The organism is Streptomyces sp. MBT53 (genome assembly GCF_016654115.1).
In the GTDB taxonomy this organism is placed as follows: Bacteria; Actinomycetota; Actinomycetes; order Streptomycetales; family Streptomycetaceae; genus Streptomyces.
Window position 1 is genome coordinate 20,357 of sequence record NZ_JAEQAZ010000038.1, and the last position, 20,376, is coordinate 40,732.

General features: G+C 70.5%; 18 protein-coding genes. 9 read left to right on the top strand and 9 right to left on the bottom strand.

Annotation, left to right across the window (positions count from 1 at the left end; translation table 11 throughout):
- Window positions 1-52 precede the first annotated feature (52 nt).
- Genes JHN45_RS16420 through JHN45_RS16435 form a run of 4 tightly spaced genes read left to right on the top strand, consistent with a single transcriptional unit; the run spans window position 53 to window position 4,131 of the window.
- Complete coding sequence (locus JHN45_RS16420) at window positions 53-802, top strand: LytTR family DNA-binding domain-containing protein (protein ID WP_019070929.1); 750 nt, start codon at window positions 53-55, stop codon at window positions 800-802.
- Window positions 803-804: 2 nt separating this feature from the next.
- Window positions 805-1,164: a hypothetical protein gene (locus tag JHN45_RS16425; RefSeq protein ID WP_200713093.1), complete on the top strand. Its 360-nt coding sequence runs from the start codon at window positions 805-807 to the stop codon at window positions 1,162-1,164.
- A gap of 5 nt (window positions 1,165-1,169) precedes the next feature.
- Window positions 1,170-2,882, top strand: a complete 1,713-nt coding sequence (locus JHN45_RS16430; RefSeq protein ID WP_200713094.1) for a cation acetate symporter — start codon at window positions 1,170-1,172, stop codon at window positions 2,880-2,882.
- A 43-nt stretch (window positions 2,883-2,925) separates the two neighbouring features.
- Complete coding sequence (locus tag JHN45_RS16435) at window positions 2,926-4,131, top strand: sensor histidine kinase (protein WP_201049520.1); 1,206 nt, start codon at window positions 2,926-2,928, stop codon at window positions 4,129-4,131.
- A 6-nt stretch (window positions 4,132-4,137) separates the two neighbouring features.
- On the opposite strand, the gene JHN45_RS16440 is transcribed toward JHN45_RS16435, so the two are convergent.
- The 7 genes from JHN45_RS16440 to JHN45_RS16470 form a co-directional block, all read right to left on the bottom strand.
- Window positions 4,138-4,296 (bottom strand): hypothetical protein, encoded by a 159-nt coding sequence (locus JHN45_RS16440; protein WP_019070924.1) that lies wholly within the window; start codon window positions 4,294-4,296, stop codon window positions 4,138-4,140.
- Between the two features lie 13 nt (window positions 4,297-4,309).
- A complete protein-coding gene (locus JHN45_RS16445; protein ID WP_201049521.1) occupies window positions 4,310-6,172 on the bottom strand; it encodes a serine/threonine-protein kinase in 1,863 nt (620 codons plus the stop codon).
- A 25-nt stretch (window positions 6,173-6,197) separates the two neighbouring features.
- Entirely contained in the window at window positions 6,198-7,505 is a 1,308-nt protein-coding gene (locus JHN45_RS16450) for a PASTA domain-containing protein (protein ID WP_201049522.1), read from the bottom strand.
- A gap of 118 nt (window positions 7,506-7,623) precedes the next feature.
- Window positions 7,624-8,574: a cytochrome c oxidase assembly protein gene (locus tag JHN45_RS16455; RefSeq protein WP_200713098.1), complete on the bottom strand. Its 951-nt coding sequence runs from the start codon at window positions 8,572-8,574 to the stop codon at window positions 7,624-7,626.
- 104 nt (window positions 8,575-8,678) lie between these two features.
- Window positions 8,679-9,704, bottom strand: a complete 1,026-nt coding sequence (locus JHN45_RS16460; protein WP_201049523.1) for a 6-phosphofructokinase — start codon at window positions 9,702-9,704, stop codon at window positions 8,679-8,681.
- Between the two features lie 189 nt (window positions 9,705-9,893).
- Window positions 9,894-10,622: a type 1 glutamine amidotransferase gene (locus JHN45_RS16465; RefSeq protein ID WP_019070919.1), complete on the bottom strand. Its 729-nt coding sequence runs from the start codon at window positions 10,620-10,622 to the stop codon at window positions 9,894-9,896.
- Between the two features lie 29 nt (window positions 10,623-10,651).
- Window positions 10,652-11,890 (bottom strand): MurT ligase domain-containing protein, encoded by a 1,239-nt coding sequence (locus JHN45_RS16470; protein ID WP_200713100.1) that lies wholly within the window; start codon window positions 11,888-11,890, stop codon window positions 10,652-10,654.
- A 154-nt stretch (window positions 11,891-12,044) separates the two neighbouring features.
- Between JHN45_RS16470 and def the strand changes: the two genes are divergently transcribed.
- Complete coding sequence (gene def, locus JHN45_RS16475) at window positions 12,045-12,599, top strand: peptide deformylase (protein ID WP_201049524.1); 555 nt, start codon at window positions 12,045-12,047, stop codon at window positions 12,597-12,599.
- Between the two features lie 79 nt (window positions 12,600-12,678).
- Here def and JHN45_RS16480 read toward each other — a convergent pair whose 3' ends face one another.
- Complete coding sequence (locus JHN45_RS16480) at window positions 12,679-13,323, bottom strand: TetR family transcriptional regulator (protein ID WP_200714059.1); 645 nt, start codon at window positions 13,321-13,323, stop codon at window positions 12,679-12,681.
- 170 nt (window positions 13,324-13,493) lie between these two features.
- Here JHN45_RS16480 and JHN45_RS16485 point away from each other — a divergent pair, with 170 nt between their 5' ends.
- The 4 genes from JHN45_RS16485 to JHN45_RS16500 all read left to right on the top strand — a co-directional run bounded on the left by JHN45_RS16485 (window position 13,494) and on the right by JHN45_RS16500 (window position 19,819).
- Window positions 13,494-14,723 carry an acyl-CoA dehydrogenase family protein gene (locus JHN45_RS16485; RefSeq protein WP_200714060.1) on the top strand — a complete coding sequence of 410 codons (1,230 nt, stop codon included), beginning with the start codon at window positions 13,494-13,496 and terminating at the stop codon, window positions 14,721-14,723.
- A 529-nt stretch (window positions 14,724-15,252) separates the two neighbouring features.
- A complete protein-coding gene (locus JHN45_RS16490) occupies window positions 15,253-18,333 on the top strand; it encodes a CHAT domain-containing protein (RefSeq protein WP_201049525.1) in 3,081 nt (1,026 codons plus the stop codon).
- A gap of 12 nt (window positions 18,334-18,345) precedes the next feature.
- Window positions 18,346-18,651: a CATRA system-associated protein gene (locus JHN45_RS16495; RefSeq protein WP_201049526.1), complete on the top strand. Its 306-nt coding sequence runs from the start codon at window positions 18,346-18,348 to the stop codon at window positions 18,649-18,651.
- Window positions 18,638-19,819, top strand: a complete 1,182-nt coding sequence (locus JHN45_RS16500; protein ID WP_201049527.1) for a CATRA conflict system CASPASE/TPR repeat-associated protein — start codon at window positions 18,638-18,640, stop codon at window positions 19,817-19,819. Before JHN45_RS16495 ends, JHN45_RS16500 begins: the two co-directional genes overlap by 14 nt.
- A gap of 31 nt (window positions 19,820-19,850) precedes the next feature.
- Here the strand turns inward: JHN45_RS16500 and JHN45_RS16505 are convergent, their stop codons facing one another.
- Window positions 19,851-20,372, bottom strand: coding sequence for a cupin domain-containing protein (locus JHN45_RS16505; RefSeq protein WP_019070914.1), 522 nt, complete (start codon window positions 20,370-20,372; stop codon window positions 19,851-19,853).
- Window positions 20,373-20,376 lie beyond the last annotated feature (4 nt).

A 20,376-nucleotide genomic window follows, 5' to 3' on the forward strand; every position in this document is an offset into this window, starting at 1 on the left:
TCCACGCCGGGCACATGTCCAGGCGTACGAATTCCTCCTACACTCCACGTTCATGCTGCGCGCCCTCGCCGTCGACGACGAACGCCCCTCGCTGGAGGAGTTGCTCTATCTGCTGAACGCCGATCCACGCATCGGCAGCGCGGAGGGCGCGGGCGACGCGACCGAGGCGCTGCGCCGCATCAACCGCGCCCTGGAGTCCGGCCCGGGCGGACCCGAGGCCATCGACGTCGTGTTCCTCGACATCCAGATGCCCGGCCTCGACGGGCTCGACCTGGCACGGCTGTTGACGGGATTCGCGCAGCCGCCGCTCGTCGTCTTCGTCACCGCGCACGAGGACTTCGCCGTACAGGCCTTCGATCTCAAGGCAGTTGACTACGTCCTCAAGCCCGTCCGCAAGGAACGGCTCGCGGAGGCCGTGCGCCGGGCGGCCGAACTCGGCGGCGCCGCACCGCGGATACCCGTGCACGAACCCGACCCCGACCACATCGCCGTCGAACTCGGCGGTGTCACCCGCTTCGTGGCCGTCGACGACATCACCCACGTGGAGGCACAAGGCGACTACGCCCGCCTCCACACCGACCGCGGCAGCCACCTCGTCCGCATACCCGTCTCCACCCTCGAAGACCGCTGGCGCTCGCGCGGCTTCGTCCGCATCCACCGCCGCCACCTCGTCGCCCTGCGCCACATCGGCGAACTCCGCCTGGACGCCGGGACGGTGAGCGTGCTGGTCGGCGGCGAGGAACTCCAGGTCAGCCGTCGCCACACCCGCGAACTGCGCGACCTGCTGATGCGGAGGTCCTGACGGTGCCTCAAGAACCCACCGAGCGAAGGGTCGTCGTCACCGGCCCGCCCCGCCGCACGCGCCGCGCCTCCGGCTACTCCCGCCCGCGCACCGAGATCGACGAACAGACCACCCTCGGCCACACCTACGTCCGCTCCCTCATGCGCACCCAACTACGCGCCGCCCTCACGGTGTTCGCGATCCTCGTCCTCCTGGTCGGCCCGCTGCCCCTGGTGTTCGCGGCCACCCCGGACTCCCGCCGCCTCGAATGGCTCGTCCTCGGCTTCTGCCTCTACGCCCCGCTCGTCCTGCTGGCCCTCTGGTACGTGCGCCGCGCCGAACGCAACGAGCGGGACTTCGTGCGCCTGGTAGAGGACCGCTGAGACGCGTGAACTCCAGTTACGCGGTACCGGCGGTCGCCCTCGTCGTCGTGGCGACCGTCCTCGTCGGCGCCTTCGGCCTGCGCATCTCCCGCACCACCTCCGACTTCTACGTCGCCTCCCGTACCGTCGGCCCCCGCCTCAACGCGGCCGCCATCAGCGGCGAATACCTCTCCGCCGCCTCCTTCCTGGGCATCGCGGGCCTGGTCCTCGTGCAGGGCCCCGACATGCTCTGGTACCCGGTCGGCTACACCGCCGGATACCTGGTCCTGCTGCTGTTCGTCGCCGCCCCGCTGCGCCGCTCCGGCGCCTACACCCTCCCCGACTTCGCCGAGGCCCGCCTCGCCTCCCATGCCGTACGACGCCTCGCGGGCGCCTTCGTCGTCGGAGTGGGGTGGCTGTACCTCCTGCCCCAACTCCAGGGCGCGGGGCTCACGTTGACCGTCCTCACGGGTGCCCCCGACTCGCTCGGCGGGCTGATCGTGGCCGTCGTCGTGGTCGCCACGGTCGCGGCCGGCGGCATGCGCAGCATCACCTTCGTGCAGGCCTTCCAGTACTGGCTGAAGCTCACCGCGCTGCTCGTCCCCGCCCTCTTCCTGGTCCTCGCCTGGCAGAGCGACGGAGCACCCCGGCACGCCTTCGAGGAACCGGCCACCTTCCGCGAACAGCGCGTCGTCCGCGTCGACGACACCCTCGACCTCAAACTCGACCACCCCCTCACAGTCACCGTGAACGGCACGGTCGACGGCCGGCGCCACCGTGCCGAGCGGCTCCGACTCCCCACCGGCACCCACCACATCGGAGCCGGCACCCGCCTCACCTTCGCCAAGGGCGCCACCGTCCCGGTCGCCGACCGCGGCACCAACGGCGGCATGTCGACCTCGCTCGCCGCGAGCCGCGAGGAGCGCCCGCTGTACGCCACGTACGGCCTCATCCTCGCCACCTTCCTCGGCACCATGGGCCTGCCGCACGTCGTCGTCCGCTTCTACACCAGCCCGCACGGCGTCGCCGCCCGCCGCACCACGGTCGCCGTCCTCGGCCTCATCGGCGCCTTCTACCTCCTGCCACCCGTCTACGGCGCCCTCGGCCGCATCTACACCCCCGAACTCACCATCACCGGCGACGCCGACGCGGCCGTACTCCTGCTGCCCGACCGCATGATCGGCGGCGTCGGCGGCGACCTGCTCGGCGCGCTGGTCGCGGGCGGCGCCTTCGCCGCGTTCCTGTCCACCGCGTCGGGACTCACCATGGCCGTCGCGGGAGTCCTCACCCAGGACGTCCTCCCGTCGCGCGGGGTACGGCACTTCAGGCTCGGCACGGTCCTCGCCATGGTCGTCCCGTTAGTGGCGAGCGTTCTGGTCGGCGGGCTGCCCGTCGCCGACGCGGTGGGCCTCGCGTTCGCCGTATCGGCCTCCTCCTTCTGCCCGTTGCTGGTCCTCGGCATCTGGTGGACCCGGCTCACCCCGCCCGGCGCGGCGGCCGGGATGCTGGTCGGCGGCGGCTCGGCGTTCGTCGCCGTGGCCGCGACCATGGCGGGCTTCCCCGGCACCGGCTCCCTGCACGCCCTGCTCGCGTGGCCCGCGCTCTGGTCCGTGCCGCTGGGCTTCCTCACGATGGTGCTGGTCTCCCTGGCCACCCCGGGCCGGGTGCCCACAGGCACGGCGGCGATCCTGGCGCGCTTCCATCTGCCGGAGGAACTGCGGGCGGAGGTGAAGGCGTGAACACCCTTCACAGGGACACTCTTTGTGGGGCTGCGGTGGGCGCATGAGCGGATTCCTGGCCGGCCTCTGCGTCGCCGTCCTCCCACTTCTGGCCGCCGGATTCTGGCTCGGGCGGCGCACCGCGCGACCCGAGAGCCTCGGCGGGCTCGGCACCCCCGTCGAGCACGCCACCTTCCAGACCCTGCACACCGCCTCCCTCGCCGCACCTCCGCTGCGCGCCGGGCTCACCGGGGAGACGGCACGCCGCTCGGCGCGCAGACTGCGCACGCTGCTCGGCACCGACGCGCTCTGTCTGACCGACCAGACGCAGGTCCTCGCCTGGGACGGCGTCGGCGACCATCACCGGGCCGAGATCATGGAGCGGCTGGCGGGCCCGCTGGAGACCGGCCGCGGTGAGGCGTTCCGGCTCAACTGCGATGCCCCCGACTGCCCGTTGCGCTGGGCGGTGGTCGCCCCGCTCACCGTCGACGACCGCGTCCACGGCGCGCTGGTCGCCTGCGCGCCCCGCGAGTCCGCCGTCCTCGTGCGGGCCGCCGGAGAGGTCGCCCGCTGGGTCTCCGTCCAACTGGAGTTGGCGGACCTGGACCAGTCCCGCACCCGGCTGATCGAGGCCGAGATCAAGGCACTTCGGGCCCAGATCTCCCCGCACTTCATCTTCAACTCGCTCGCGGTGATCGCCTCGTTCGTCCGCACCGACCCCGAGCGCGCCCGCGAACTGCTCCTCGAATTCGCCGACTTCACCCGCTACTCGTTCCGCAGGCACGGCGACTTCACCACCCTCGCGGACGAACTCCACGCCATCGACCACTACTTGGCGCTCGTCCGGGCACGCTTCGGCGAACGCCTCTCGGTCACGCTCCAGATCGCCCCCGAGGTGCTCCCGGTCGCGCTCCCGTTCCTGTGCCTGCAACCGCTCGTCGAGAACGCCGTGAAACACGGCCTGGAGGGCAAGGCCGACAAGAGCCGCATCAGCATCACCGCGCAGGACGCGGGCGCCGAGGCCCTCGTCGTCATCGAGGACGACGGCACCGGCATGGACCCCGACCTGCTCCGCCGCATCCTGGCGGGCGAGGTCAGCCCCTCGGGCGGCATCGGCCTGTCCAACGTCGACGACAGGCTCCGCCAGGTCTACGGCGACGACTACGGCCTCGTCATCGAGACCGCCGTAGGAGCGGGCATGAAGATCACCGCCCGGCTGCCGAAGTACCAGCCGGGCGTGCACTCGGCCAGTCGGCGGAGCACCGAATGACGCGCCTCAGGTGCTGCGCGTGGCCACCATCCCCAGAGTGATCAGCCCCAGCACGACCCAGCCGAACCACAGCCAGCCGTTGCTGCCGAGCGCCACCGTGTAGGCCGTCACCACCACCAGTCCGCCGACGGTGATCACCCCCATGGTCTTCGTGGAACCGGGCATCGCGACACCCTCCTCATGGTTCGTCCCCCTCCATGGTGCCCCCGTTCTGCTTCCGCACGGCGCACACGACGAAATGAGTGCCGGACTTCCACGGTCCCTCACTGGTCCAGGAGGCGGCCTCGTAGACCGACGGATCGAAGCCGTAGTCGGCCGGCGGCACGTCCCGCGCGCACGCCGCGTCCGATCGCGTACGGGCCTGGGCCAGCGTGACGTCCGCGCCCAACCGGGTGAACCCGACCACTTCCTGATCGTGCTTGCCGGCGCAGGAGACCAGGCTCGCCGCCCGGTTCGAGGGCACGTCCAGACAGTCCCGCTTCTGCATGGTCGACGTGTCCGCGAACGCCGAACCGAGCGCGCGGTGACTGCCGAGCGGCCCGTAGACCGGCCCGTGCGCACCCAGCACCAGACAGGCGGTCCGACGCCCGGCCGCCTGGAAACCCGCGTCGGTCGGTACGACGGCGTAGCCCCGCACGTCCGCGAGCTTCTCCCGCATCTCCTGCGTCCGCTGCGCGCACCGGTCGGCGCCGACCTTCCGCGCCTCGTCGGCGGACGCGGTGGACACGAACGCCATCACCTGCCCGTCCGGCACCGTGGTCCGGCAACCGGCGTCCACGGCGAGCCGCGGCGTCCCCTGGAAGAGGCGCCCGCCCTGCCAGTCCGCGGTGACACAGTCGCCGTCCTTGAGCGGCGCGGAGAGCCCGACGACGGTGCCGTACGGCGGACTCTTCTTGCCGGAACCCTTGGCGGGCGGCTGATGGGCCATCGCGTACCAGACACCGCCCAGGGCGAGCGCGAGCCCGAGCAGCCCCGCCAGGACGGACTGCAGCACCCGGGGGCGGGGCCGCCGACGCCGACCGACGGGGGAGTGCTGGGACGCCGGAACCCCGTATCCGTACGGCGGCGAGGCCTGCGTCGGCACCGGCACGGCCACGGGCGCGGGCAGGCCCTCCCAGGGCGACTGCGAACCCAGGTCCGTCTGCGTCCGGGCGTACGCCTCCGCCTCGGTCTGCGGCGTCACGATCCGTGAGAGCGCCACCTCCGCCTCCGCCGCCGGAATCCGCCGTAGCGGATCCTTCTCCAGCATCGCGTGGAGCACCGGTGCCAGGGCGCCCGCGCGGGCCGGTGGCAGCGGGTCCTCCATGACCACGGCGGTGACCTCCGCGAGCGGCGACTCGCGGGCGAAGGGGCCGTGGCCCTCGACGGCGTGGTACAGCGTGCAGCCCAGCGAGAACAGGTCGGCGGCGGCCGTCGGCGGCCCGCCCGTGGCCCGCTCCGGCGCCAGATAGCCCGCCGTGCCGACGAGCACGGACGTCAGCGTGTACCGCGTCTCCCCGGCGTCCGGCTGCACCGAGATGCCGTAGTCGGTGAGCAGGACCCGGGCGTACGGCGAACCGGTGCGGTCCGGCGCGAGCAGGATGTTCGCCGGTTTCACGTCCCGGTGCATCACGCCCCGTTCGTGCCCGGCGGTCAGCGCGTCGAGCACGGCGAGTCCGACGCGGGCGCACTCCGCGGGGGCGAGCGGACCCTGCCGGCCGACCAGGTCGCGCAGGTCGACGGCGTCGGCCACGTACTCCATGACGATCCACGGCAGTCCGTCGTGTTCCAGCACGTCGTGGACGGTCACCACATGGGGGTGGCCGCGCAGCCCCGCCGCGTGCCGGGCCTCGGCCCGGGCGCGCGCGACCCGGGCCTCCCGCTCGGCGTCGGCGAAGGCGGGGTTGCTGAACACGATCTCCTTGAGCGCGACTTCACAGGCCAGCCGCTGGTCATGTGCGAGCCACACATGTCCCATACCGCCACTGCCCAGCCGGTTCAGCAGCAGATAACGGCCGGCGATGACCCGGCCCACGCCCGATGTCGGCGATCCCTGTGGCATCCGGAGTCCCCCTCCCGGGTCCGCGTCATGTCTCGGTCGTGGTGGGGGTGCCGGTCACGGGGTCTCTGGTGACCGACGCGCTGGTGGTGACGGGCGCGCCACTGGTCACAGGGACGCTTGTCGCGGGCGCCGCGCTGGTGGTGACCGGTGCGCTCGTCACGGGCGAACTGCTCACCACCGAGGGCGGACCGGTCGTGGGAGTACTGCTCGGCGGCGAACTGCTCGGCGGCGGCTCGCTCTTGGGTGAGGACGGAGGCGGCGACGAGGGCGGTGAGGCGGGTGGCGAAGAGGTCGTGGGCGGTGGTGTCGGGGACGTGGAGGGCGGAGCCGTGGATGTCGGCGGACCCACCGTCGGTCCCGAAGTCGTCGGAGCCGGGGGAGTGGACGTCGCCCCGGTCGCTCCTCCGCTCGTGCCGCCGGACACGGTCAGAGTCACGTACTGCCCGAACCGCAGCTCGGTGCCCGCCGGCGGATCGGACGCGGTGACCCGCGCGTCGTCGGACGGCGCCGAGTTCCCCCCATATCCGACGGCCAGCCCGCTGCTCACCAGTTGCCGCCGTGCCTCCCCGAACGTCGACCCCATGAGGTTCGGCACGGCGTGCTGCCGCCGGGTGTCGAAGGTGGCGTCGCGCTTGCCCGTCGTCCCGACCGGACGCGTGATGCCGACATCGGGGTCGTCGACGTCCACGAGGGCGAGCCCTTCCATCTTCCGCGGCGCCGGACGCACGGCCACCACGGAGGACGGCTCATATCCGCTCCACTTCTTGTTGCCGTCCGCGAACTTGACGGAAATCCTCCCCGCGTCGCCCTTGAACGGGCGCAGCGGATTTCCGCACGAGCACTTCGCGGCCGGTTCCCCCTGCTCGTCGACGAGAATCGCGATTCCCGCCTGCAGAAGGGAGTTGTAGGGCGTGGCCTTTCCCTTTTTGTAGTCGTGGTTCTGTACGAGAGTGTCGTGACGCAGGAGTACGGGTGTGAGCCGGTCGAGATAGGCGGGGATCCCGTCCGTGGTGATCCCGAGCACGGACGACCACGCCACCGCCTTCTGGTGGTTCGCGGGATCGGTCAGGAACCTCTTGAGTTTCGCCACGTCACAGATGGTCGGCTGCCTGGTGCCCCCGTACAGGCCGGGTGTGTCGCCCTGCTGCAAGGTGCCCCGTACCGGCAGCGAGCGGACCTGGGCGTCGTGACCCAGCCCCTGTTTCTCGTCGAAGAAAGGCGCGAGCGACGGAACTCCGGCGGCGACCGCCTGCACGGCGAACAAATGTGCGCCCCCACTGCATCCACTCACTGCCAGGACACAGACGAGCAGCACGGCGATCCTGCGGATCACCGCAATTCCGGTCCTTTGCACAATCGCGCGAAATGTCATTACCGCTCCCCCCGGTCGCGGTTCCCCCATCGCGCTTTATGCTACTGAACGAAATTTCCGTTCAGTGAGCCGCGTGCGTTCAATTGCCTCGTGTGTTCAATGAGGCCAAATAGGCGTTGTACGCCTCGAGTTCCTTGTCGCCGTCCCGGTCGGCGGCCCGGTCCTGCCGCTTGGCCTGCCGCTGCTCCGAGCCGTACCACTGGAACAGCAGGGCGATCAGCACCAGCACGGAGGGGATCTCGCTGAACGCCCAGGCGATACCGCCGGCCGCGTTCTGGTCGGAGAGCGCGTCGATGCCGAGCGAGGCGGGCGGGTGCTTGAACGTCTCGACCATCGGCTCCGACGCCATCATCAGCGCGATGCCGAAGAACGCGTGGAACGGCATCCCGGCGAACAGCTCCAGCATCCGCATCAGATAGCCCGGCCGGCTCGGCCCCGGGTCCACACCCATGATCGGCCAGAAGAACACCACGCCCACGGCGAGGAAGTGCACCATCATCGCGATGTGCCCGGTCTTCGAGCCCATGAGGAAGTCGAAGATCGGCGTGAAGTACAGGGCGTACAGGCTCGCGATGAACAGCGGGATCGTGAACGCGGGATGCGTGATGATCTTCATGTACCGGCTGTGCAGGAACATCAACAGCAGCTCACGGGGCCCCTTACGGCCCCTGGCCGCCGGCGGCAGCGCCCGCAGCGCGAGCGTGACCGGGGCGCCGAGCAGCAGCAGGATCGGCGACAGCATGCTGATGATCATGTGCTGCACCATGTGCACGCTGAACATGACCATGCCGTAGTCGTTCAGCTTGGTGCACATCACGAGCCCGACGGTCAGCACACCGATGACGTACGAGATCGTCCGCCCCACGGGCCACGAGTCCCCGCGCCGCCGAAGCCGCACGACCCCCCACCCGTACAGTCCGAGCCCGAGCAGGCAGGCGGTGAGGAAGAACGGGTCGGCCGACCATTCGAGCCCGCGCCCCAACGTGAACGGCGGCAGATCCATGGTCATGCCGTGCCCGCCGTGATCCATCGGACGGCTCCTGATTCGTGGGGGTTGTGCAAGTCTGTCCGCACACAGACTAGAACTGCCCCCGGTCAGGATCATGACCGGGGGCAGTTTCGTTCAGGTACGAGCTACAGCACGCACTCAGCCTCTTCATACCGATCAGCAGGCACGGTCTTCAGAGTCTCCACCGCATCCGCCAACGGCACCATCAAGATGTCCGTCCCCTGAAGCGCGGTCATCTTCCCGAACTCCCCCCGGTGCGCGGCCTCCACCGCATGCCACCCGAACCGGGTCGCCAGCACCCGGTCGTACGCGGTAGGCGTACCACCGCGCTGCACATGCCCGAGGATCACCGGCCGCGCCTCCTTGCCGAGCCGTTCCTCCAGCTCGATGGAGAGCTGCCGTGCGATCCCCGCGAAGCGCTCATGGCCGTAGACGTCCTTCTTGCCCTCGTCGAAGTCCATCGAGCCCACGCGCGGCTTCGCGCCCTCCGCCGCTACCACGATCGCGAACCGCTTGCCCGCCTCGAAGCGTTCGCCGACGCGCGCGGCCAACTCCTCGATGTCGAAGGGGCGTTCAGGTACGACGATGGCGTGCGCGCCGGCCGCCATGCCGGAGTGCAGCGCGATCCAGCCGGTGTGCCGGCCCATGACCTCGACGACGAGGACCCGCTGGTGGGACTCGGCGGTGGTCTTGAGCCGGTCGAGCGCCTCGGTCGCGACACCGACGGCCGTGTCGAAGCCGAAGGTGACGTCCGTGACGGCGATGTCGTTGTCGATGGTCTTGGGGACGCCGACGATCGGGAGCCCGGCGTCGTACATCAGCTTGGCGGCCTTGAGGGTGCCCTCACCGCCTATCGGGATGATCGCGTCGAGGCCGAGTTCCTCGACATGGCCCCGGGCCCGCTCCACGCCGTCCCGCAGATGGGAGGGCTGGACCCGGGAGGAACCGAGGATGGTGCCGCCGCGGGCGAGGATGCCGCTCACCGCGTCGAGGTCGAGCTTGAGGTAGTCGCACTCCAGGAGGCCCTTCCAGCCGTCCCGGAAGCCGATGACCTCGTCGCCGTGGTCCACGACGGCGCGGTGCACGACGGACCGGATGACGGCGTTCAGGCCGGGGCAGTCGCCGCCGGACGTGAGCACACCAATGCGCATAGCCCGAAAGAACCTTCTCAACGTGGGCGGGACCGGACCACGTTGTCCGGCACGATCCCCGCCACCCTAACGGCAGGAGGGGGCGGGGTCGTAGCGTGCGTCCGCCTGCTGGACGACCCCGCTCACCTGCGCGGACGAGCCGTCAGACGGGCTGGTTGCCGACGTCCGAAGACCAGGTGTACGCGTCGCTTACGCGGGCTGCTGAGCTGCGGCGATGCGCTCGTTGCGGAGCGCCTCGTACCAGCGGTCGTCGATCGGCGGCAGCGCGTTCACGTCGAGGGCCAGTTTCAGCAGCAGGTCCGCGATCAGCGGGTTGCGGGCGAGAACCGGTCCGTGCATGTACGTGCCGAACACCGTGTCGTTGTACGCGCCCTCGGTGCCGTCGCCCGTGCCGTTGCCCTTGCCGAGCCGCACCTGCGCGAACGGGCGCGCGGAGGGGCCGAGATGGGTGACGCCCTGGTGGTTCTCGAAACCGGTCAGCGGGGGCAGGCCCAGGCGCGGGTCGATGTCGCCGAGGACGTCGCCGACGCAGCGCTCGCCCTCGCCGCGCACCGACACCACGTCGAGCAGGCCGAGGCCGGGCTCGCGCTGGCCGAGGTCGTTGATGAACTCGTGGCCGAGGATCTGGTAGCCGGCGCACACCGAGAAGACGATCGCGCCGTTGCCGATCGCCCGGTGCAGGCCGCCGTCCCGGCGCAGCCGCTCGGCCGCGAGCCGCTGCGGGCGGTCCTCGCCGCCACCGATCAGATAGATGTCGCCCGAGGTCGGGATCGGCTGGTCGCTGCGCACGTCCAGCCGGGCCACGTCGAGGCCGCGCTGCCGCGCCCGGCGTTCCACGACAAGGGCGTTGCCCTGGTCGCCGTAGGTGCTCAGCAGGTCGGGGTAGATCCACACCAGACGGAGCTGGTTGTCGCTCATGGTCATTCGTCCTCTGGGGGTTCTGGGTCTCAGTTGCCGACGCGGCGGCGCAGGTCCTGGAACGCGGTGTAGTTCGCGATGACCTCGATCCGGCCGGGCGGGGCCTGCTGCACGGCCTGGTCGAGGTTGTCGCAGACCTGGAAGTGCTGGTTGGCCACTTCCAGTCGGACCGCGAGGTCCAGCTTGCGGTCGCCCACGACGAAGATGGGGTGGCCGGTCAGTCGCGTGTAGTCGACGTCCCACAGCCACGAGGTGTCGGTGCCGTCGGCGCCGCGCGCGTTCACCGAGAGGATCACCGGGGTGGGCGGCGGATCGATCAGGCTGAACGTTTCGAGCCAGCCCGCCGGGTTCTTCGCCAGCAGCAGCCGCAGGTCGCGCTGCATGAACTGGACGACGTCGTAGCGTCCGGCGACGGCCTGCACCTTGTACATGCGCTCCAGGGCGACCTGCGGCGGCACCCCGAAGACGGCGGCGACGGCGGCGGAGGACGCGGCGTTGGCCTTGTTGGCGCGCCCCGGCAGCTGGAGGTGAATGGGCCAGGCGGACCCGTGCGGATCGAGCACATGGTCCCCGGAGAGCGACCAGCTCGGCGTCGGCCGCCGGAACCCGCACTCGCCGCAGAACCAGTCGTCACCGGGCCGCTGCATCACGCCACCGCAGGACGGGCAGGACCAGGCGTCGTCCTTCCACATCTGCCCGGCGGCGACCCAGATCACGTTGGGGGAGGAGGACGCGGCCCACACGACCAGCGGGTCGTCCGCGTTGGCGACGACGACGGCCTTCGAACCGGCAAGCCCCTCACGCCAGTTCTCCGCGAGCATGCGGGTCTCGGCCGCGCGGTCCAGCTGGTCGCGGGAGAGGTTGAGCAGCGCGATGCACTTGGGGTCGGTGTCCCGGGCGACGCCGGCGAGGTACTTCTCGTCGACCTCGATGACCCCGAACTTGGCGTCCGAGCCGCCGGCCAGCGCCGAGGTGATACCGGCGGGCATGTTGGCACCGAGCGCGTTGGACACGACGGGCCCGGCGGCCCCGAGTGCCTCGGCGATGAGCCGCGTGGTCGTGGTCTTGCCGTTGGTGGCCGAGACCAGGGTCACATCCAGACTCTGCGCGAGCCGGGCGAGGAGGTCGGGGTCGAGTTTGAGTGCCACTCGGCCGCCGATCACCGATCCGCTGCCCCGCCCCGCGGCACGCGATGCCGCCGCGACCGCCTTGCCCGCCGTCACGGCGAGCTTGGCCCGCGGCGTGAGCGGGTCCGAGTTGCCTGCCATCAGTTCTCGATCCTCCTTGCGTACGCGCCGCGCCTCTGCCTCCGGCAACGTGGTGTGGACCTCAGCCTATCGAGATCCTTATCGGTGCCCGAACAGCGGCACCACGAACGCCTCGCGGCGGGCGTGCGCCGTAGAGAACCGTACCCTTGCGCCCATGCGATACGGCTCCATCCCGGGCGCCCGCGGGCGAGTCCGTCCACTCACCCTGCTCGGCGACCCCCTCCTGCATGCCCCGTGCGAGGAGGTGACGAACTTCGGCCCCGAACTCGCCCGCCTCGTAGAGGACTTGTTCGCGACGATGTACGCGGCCCAGGGCGTGGGCCTCGCCGCGAACCAAGTCGGCGAATCCTTGCGGGTGTTCGTCTACGACTGCCCCGACGACGAGGAGACCCGCCACCTCGGTCATGTGGTGAACCCACGCCTGGTCGAGACGGACGGTGTGGTGATGCGGGGTCCGGAAGGGTGCCTGTCCCTGCCGGGCCTCGAGGCGGGAACGGAACGCTACGACCACGCGGTGGTCGAGGGCTTCACGGTGACCGGCGATCCGATCACCGTGCACGGGACGGGATTCTTCGCGAGGTGCTTGCAGCACGAGTGCGACCACGTGGAGGGGCGGGTGTACGCGGACCGCGTGACGGGCTGGCGCCACAGGCGCCTGATGCGACAAGCAGCCCGAGCCTCATGGTCCCGGCAGGGTGAGGTTCTTTAGGGGCGCGGGGCTGTGTCGATTTGCGGCTCCGCCGCGTGGGCGCGACCAGCCCCCACCGGCCCGCACTATGAACACGACCTCAGAACCCCGGCCCACCGACCTTGTCCCCGGCGGCAGCCAACCGCCCCCACAACAGATCAGCCAAACTCCGCACCAACTCAGCCCGAGAACAGGGCCGTTCCCCCAACCACCAGTCACCCGCCGCGTGCATCATCCCGACAATCCCATGCCCCCACACCCGGGCCAACTGCTGGCTGTTCGGCCCGAGATCCACCCGCTCCTCGATGACCTGAGCGAGTTCCTCCCCCATCCGCCGAAGCAGCGGAACGGAGTGATTCCCCGTGTCGAACCCGTGGTCCGCGGTCTGCCCGCCCTCGACGGGATGCATCAGGAACCGGTACACCTGAGGCAGCGCCTCGATCGCCGCGAGGTAGGTGTCGAGCGTGGCCTCGACCCGCTCCCGACGCTCGGCGGGAGCGTCCAGCGCGGCCCGCAGCGAGGACAGCAACGCGTCCGTGTGCCGCTTGGCGAGCGCCGCGTACAGTCCGCCCTTGTCACCGAAGTGCCGGTACAGGATCGGCTTGGTGATGCCGGCCTCGGCCGCGATCGCGTTCATCGAGGCCTGCGGGCCGTCACGCAGCACCACTCTGTCCGCGGCCTCCAACAGCTCGCGCCGTCGGCGGTCGGCGGACCGCTGTTGATCGGTCCGCTGTGTGGTGCTCATGGTCTCTCCCCGCCCGTGCTGAATCGGTAACGCCTGCGCAAACTAACACTCAACGTGCCACACACCTCGAACGGGCTGCCGAGAGGCCATTGGGAGTTGACTTTCCTACCCGTCGGTAACAGACTCTGTCGTTACCGCAAGTAACATGCTAGTGCGCTGCTGGAGGAGTCATGGCCGAGTTCACCATGGAACTCAACGACGAACAGAAGGAGGTGCGGGACTGGCTGCACGGCTTCGCCGCCGATGTCATCCGCCCCGCCGCCGCCGAATGGGACGAGCGTGAGGAGACTCCCTGGCCGGTCATCCAGGAGGCCGCGAAGGTCGGCATCTACTCCCTGGACTTCTACGCCCAGCAGTACTTCGACCCCACCGGCCTCGGCATCCCGATGGCCATGGAGGAACTGTTCTGGGGCGACGCGGGCATAGCCCTCTCCATAGTCGGCACCGGCCTGGCCGCCGTCGGCGTCCTCGCCAACGGCACCGAGGAGCAGATCGGCACCTGGATTCCCCAGATGTACGGCGACGCCAACGACGTGAAGGTCGCCGCCTTCTGCTCCTCCGAGCCCGACGCCGGTTCCGACGTGGCCTCCATGCGCACGCGTGCCGTGTACGACGAGGCCAAGGACGAGTGGGTCCTCAACGGCACCAAGACCTGGGCGACCAACGGCGGTATCGCCAACGTCCACGTCGTCGTCGCGGTCGTCGACTCGGACCTCGGCTCCAAGGGCCACGCCTCCTTCATCGTCCCGGCCGGCACGCCGGGCCTGTCCCAAGGGCAGAAGTTCAAGAAGCACGGCATCCGCGCCTCGCACACCGCCGAGGTCGTCCTGGAGAACGCGCGCGTCCCCGGCTCCTGCCTCCTCGGCGGCAAGGAGAAGCTGGACGAGCGCCTCGCCCGCGCCCGTGAGCGCGCGAAGGCCGGCGGCGGCGAGCGGGTGAAGAACGCGGCGATGGCGACGTTCGAGGCGAGCCGCCCCGCGGTGGGCGCCATGGCGGTCGGTACCGCGCGCGCCGCGTACGAGGTCGCCCTCGACTACGCGAAGACCCGCGAGCAGTTCGGCCGCCCGATCATCGACAACCAGGGCGTCGCCTTCCAGATCGCCGACATGCGTACGTCCATCGACGCGGCGCGGCTGCTGGTGTGGCGGGCGTCCTGGATGGCCGTCAACGGCAAGCAGTTCACGGCGGCCGAGGGCTCGATGTCGAAGCTGTTCGCCAGCGAGACGGCGAAGAAGGTGACCGCGCAGGCGATCCAGATCCTCGGTGGGAACGGCTACACGCGTGAGTATCCCGTCGAGCGGATGCACCGGGATGCGGCGATCTACACGATCTTCGAGGGTACGAGCGAGATCCAACGGCTCGTGATCGCGCGGACGTTGTCGGGGATGCCGATCCGCTGACGCGGGGTGACGCCCCGAGGCACGACCAGGCCGCTGTCGTAGTCGAGCACGACGGCCTGGATCCGGTGGCGGAGGCCGTACTTCCGGCGGTGCCTGAGGGCGGCGCGCAAGGACGGTGCCGTCGGCCGCCACCGTACGGATCGCGTACACCGATGAGTCGGCGGAACCGTCCTTGACGAGGAAATCGCCGGCTCCGGCACGCGGCGCGTCCACCACATCGGCGTCCAGGTCGTCAGGATGAGGATCCGCTGGACAACCCCGACCGCAAGAGCGCCCCGTGACCTCGACGCCGGGCAACGAGCACCGCCCAGGCTCACTCCCGGCGGCCTTCCCACTCGTCCTGGTCGCTCTCGCCCCCGGCGACTCACCGCGGCCTGCGTCATGGTGCCGGCTCGTTCCCGGCCCTCCCGATGCGCCTCCCTCGCACCTGTGCGCTGCCCACCCCCCTGCGCCAGGCGTGCGGGGGCATGGTCCGGCGGCACGCGGCGCGGGACAATTCAAGAGGCTTCGACACGGGGGGATGAGGCCGATGGCGAGCAGGGAACGCAGGGTTCGGGAACTGGGCGAGCGGGTCGACGCGTTCCGGAGGGACGGCGACATCGTTCACGTGCTTCCGCTCGTGGTCGCCATCGAGGCCATGGAGTTGTGGAACGACGTCGACCAGGACTCCGATCTGGAAGCGATGGAAGCCCTGGCGCAGTTCTTCTGGGCCCGCTACGAGGCGCAGCCCAAGAAACGCCGCATCGACGACCTCGGTAACGCGGCCGCCGCATATCTGCGCGTCCACCGGCTGGCTCCCGACAGGGTGCCCGAGCCGCTGAACCTGCTGTACAAGTACACGGACTCGGACACTGCGGCCCAGGCGCTGGCGCTGCCCCAGGATCCGCAGTGGCCGCCGCTCGTCGCGGCCCTGGGGGAATCGCCCGATCCGCGGGCCCGTGAGCTGGCCCTGGAGATCCTGCGCGAGGCCTCGATCTTCGACTGGGATCCCTACCAGCCCCTGTACCTGATGATGCTCAGCCAGATCGCGCGAGCCATGTCCCTGCGCATGGGTCCGGCAGGACCAGAAGCTCTGGATCCGGCACTCCTCGACGAGGCGGTGACCGCCGGCCGGGCCGCCGCCGCTCTGCAGGTCGAGAACACCTCGCTCGCCCGGTCGATCCGACTGGTGCTGGCGGACACGCTGCGGGCGCGGTTCCTGGCCATGGACGACCTCGACGCGCTCGCCGAGTCGGTCGAAGCCTACGGCTCGGTGCCCGACCTCGACGCGGACGCCTCCGCGGCGTCCGCGGACGCCACCTGCACCCTGGCCCTGCGGACGGGCGCGATCGACCAGCTGGAGCGGGGCATCGAACTGTGGCGTGCCTCGGTGGAGTTGACGCCGCCCGACAGCGCCTTCCACGGCCGACGGTTGTCGGGCCTGGCCGGTGCACTGCTGCGGCTCTTCGAGGCGACGGACCGCGCCGAGGTCCTCGACGAGATGGTTTCCCTGTCGCGCGGCGCTCTTCAGACCCTGCCCCTGTCCGACCCGTATCGCACGGGGGTGCTGCACAACCTCGGTTCCAACCTCGGCTCGGCGGGCGCGCGGTTGGGGGACGAGGAGCTGCTGGAGGAAGCGATAAGGACCCTGGAAGCGGCTCTGGCCGAGACACCGGACAACGATCCCGAGCGGGTCGCCACCCTGATGTCGCTCACCGGAGCTCTGGGCGCGCACGTGCGGACGTCGGACCATCCGGTGCTCGTCGCGCGGGCACGCGAGGTGGCGGAGGAGCTGCTCGCCAAGACACCTCCCGGCCACCCGCACCGTGCCCGGGCCGCCAACAACACGGCCAGTCTGCTGCGCGACCTGACTGGCTCCGGGACCGATCTGACTGCGTTGCGCAAGGCACGGATACTGCACCAGGAGAGCTTTGAGGGCGCTCGGCTGACCGCCACCGAGCTGGTGGAACGCAGGGTCAACGCGGCCGCGACCGCGGTCGACATCGCCATGGCCACCCGCGGCACGGACGATGCCGACATCGCCCGGGAGGCCCTCGCCGAGGTCGGCAGGCTGGAGACCGCCACCGTTGATATGCGGATGCAGTGCGCTCAGGCGCTCGCTCGGCTCGAAGCCGCGATGGGTCGGCCCGCCGAGGCGCTCCGGGCCTTCGAGGAGGCGGCCGAGCTGCTCCCGTATCTCATCCCCTTTCGGCTGGGCCGGAACCTGAGGGCGCGGCAGTTGCGCCGAGTGTGGAATTTCGCCGCCGATGCCGCCGCCACCGCGGTGTCGGCGGGCCGTCCGGAACGCGCCGTGGAGCTCGTGGAGCTGGCCCGCGGTGTCCTGCTCGGCGAGGAGATGAGCGCACGCGGTGACCTGGCCCGGCTCAGGGAGCGTGACGCGGACCTGGCCCATCGTTTCGAGGCGTTGCGTATCGCGCTGGACGCGAGTGACGCGCCGGGCGAACGGCTCCGGCAGGAGGCGTTCACCGACCCCTGGCAGCAGGTGCACGAGGAGGTGCGCCGGAACTCCCGCCACCACCTGGAACTGACCCAGAACATGGAGACGCTGCTCGATGACATTCGCGGCCTGCCCGGCCTGGGGGACTTCATGCTGCCGCCCCCGCTGGACCGGCTGAGCGCGCAGGCCGCCGAAGGACCCGTCGTCATCGTCTACGCGGGCAGGGAACGCGGTGACGCCCTCATCCTGACCGGCTCCGACGACCGTCCCGTCGAGGTGGTTCCGCTGCCGGGACTGTCCTTCGGGATCGTCATGGAGTGGATGGGGCGCCTCGACGAGGAGGAGACCCTCGGTGAGCTGTGGGACGTGATCGCGTCGCGGGTACTCGCGGCGCTCGGCCCGCAGGACCGGATCTGGTGGAGCCCGGTGGGCGCGCTGACGTATCTTCCGCTGCACGCGGCGGGCAGGGGAGCGGACTCCGTCCTGGACCGGGTGGTCTCCTCCTACACACCGACCGTACGGGCGCTGGGCTACGCCCGGGAGAACCGGGGCACGGAGGGAGCGGGCGGCACCCTGCTGGTCGGTATGCCGGACACCCCGGAGGCAGAGCAACTGGCATGGGTAGAGCAGGAGTTGGGGCACATCGAGCGACTCGTGCCGGACGCACGGGTGCTGACCGGGCCGGAGGCGACCCGCGACGCCGTGCTCAGCGCTCTGCCGGGCTGCGCGGTGGCCCACTTCGCCTGTCACGGGTACGCCGACGCCCAGGCTCCCGCGCGCAGCCGTCTGCTGTTGCACGACCACCTGACCGCGCCGCTGCTGGTGGGCGACATCGGCCGACTCCGTCTGACGGGCGCACGGCTCGCGGTGCTCTCCGCGTGCTCCACCCACCGCACCGGCCCGATCCAGGTGGACGAGGCGGTGAGCATCGCGGCAGCCTGTCAGATCGCCGGTTTCCAACAGGTCATCGGCACCCTCTGGGAAGCGGGCGACGCGATCGCCGCCCGGTTCGTGCGGGCGGTGTACGAGGAGCTCACCGACGGTGGCACCGAGCCCCTGCGCACCGAGCGGGCCGCGTACGCGGTCCACCACGCCGTACTCCATCTGCGCGAGCGGTACCAGGGACTGGGCTCCCCTCGCGACTGGGCGCAGTTCATCCATGTCGGTGTCTGACGGGGGGCCATCGTGCACGAGGACGCACTGAGACTGCTGCGCATCGCGCTGGGCCGGCGGTTGACCGACCAGGGGTGGCGGAAGGTGGACCGCGCGGTCCGGATGATGGCCCGGTCGGCGGAGCTGGAGCCGGGGCTGGCGCTCCTGGAACTCGCGCAGCGAAAGCGCGTCGTGACCCGGATATCCGAGCAGCCGGTCGATCCCGTGGACCCGACGACCCCGGTCCCCGAGGCCGTACGGGAGCGGATCAACGAGCTCATCCACCGCCTCGACGCCGGGGTCGAACCGGATGCGGAACCACCCGATGGGCAGGTCTGACATGCTCCGCCCCGGACTGGTCGTGCATGTGTACGTCGCTGGCACCGGACCTCGGGCGAACGAGCACGGGCACCGCCTGGACGAGCTCTGGCACCGCCTCGGAACCGAGCTGGACGCGCCGGCCCGCGGCGTCGGTCGGATCGAGGTCCGCACCGCCCCCGGAGACCCGCTGCGTCAGGCCGTCCTGCGCACCGAGCACGACATCCAGTGCCTGAGCATCGCGCTGACCGGCGGCACCTGGCAGGAACTCGACGCCCTCTGGAACCGCTGGGCCGAGGACGTACGGGAGTGGGCGCTCGGCGTGTGCCGGCTCTTCGTCGCCCATACGGAAGGCAGCCCCGGCCCGGACCTGACACCCGAGGTCCTGAGCACCCTGCCAGGACCGCACACCTACGGACGTCCGACCGCTGTCGGCGACTTCGCCCTCTGGGAGGTGGATGTCGACCGGGACGACCGAGCCCTGCGCACCTTCGCGCTCCTCGCCCCGCTCGCCGCCGAGAGCCGGCTCGACGCCTGGGTGTGGAGCGCGGGCGACGACCGGATGACCCCCTTCGCCAGATATCTCATGCATGCGGCGAAGGTGCGCTACGAACTTCGGGTGTACGCGGACGGAGCCGCCTTCCGGCGGGCCAGACAGGGGGTGGACGACCAGGCCGACGTCATGCTGCGCATGCTCGACTCCGAGGAACTGCCCTCCTTTCGGGTCGAGTTGGCAGAACGGCAGGCGGCGACGGCAGGGCTGATCCGGACCATGACCCGACTGCGCGAGATGCGGCGGACGGTGGAGATCGCCCGCCACAACATGCGTGACGAGCAACTACCGGACGACATCGCCCTCACCGAGTGGTTCATGCTCCGGCTCGATGACGATGTCGCCTATGCCGAGGCGACCCGTGAACGCGCGCGGGAGATCGGCGCGATCGCCGACCTCGTCATCGGGGAACGGCTCCGGCGCAGGGCCGAACGCCGGGAGCAGCGTTGGGAGCGCCTCGCGGTGCTGGAGGCCGCGGTGCTCGGCACGCTGCTGATGGTGTTGACCGCCATGCAAGCCCTCGACTACCACCTGCCGGTGCCGGACCGCGCCAAGCCGTACGTCGTGCTCGGCCTGGGGGTGACGGCGTTCGCGTTGACCGCCGTCGGCTATCTGCGCTGGCGCAGAGCACGGTGACGCCACGCAGAGGCGGGCAGTTCCTCCGAAATCAGCGGTGTTTGAGCGGCGTCAACTGCTCGATGTCATACCGCGCCCGCAGCTCCTCGATAGCCGCATGATCCGGCGGCCCCCCACCCCCGAGGATCTCCAACAGCTCCTCGAAATACCGCTCATGATCCGGCGGCGGAGACGCCTGGAAGAACATCTTCGCGGGCGTCTCCGTCGGGTTCGCGAACGCGTGCGGACAACCGGGCGGTACGACGATCACCGTGCCCGGTGTCGCCCGTACCACCCGGGTGCCCGAACTGGACTCCCAGCGCTGCCAGTTGTCCGGCGTGCGGATCCGCGGCTCGAAGGCGAGCACGTCCAGCTCGCCCTCGAGGACGTAGAACAACTCCTCGCTGCGCGTGTGCACATGGGCCCCGACGTCGAACCCCGGCGGTACGACCACCTCGAAGGTGGACGCCGTCCGCGAGTGCGAGCCGGTCACCTTGAACGTCACGTGCTGCGCGGGTGTCTGTACGATCCGGCCGTGCCCCGGCGGCACGAGCAGCCCCTCCGTCGCCGTCATCGGC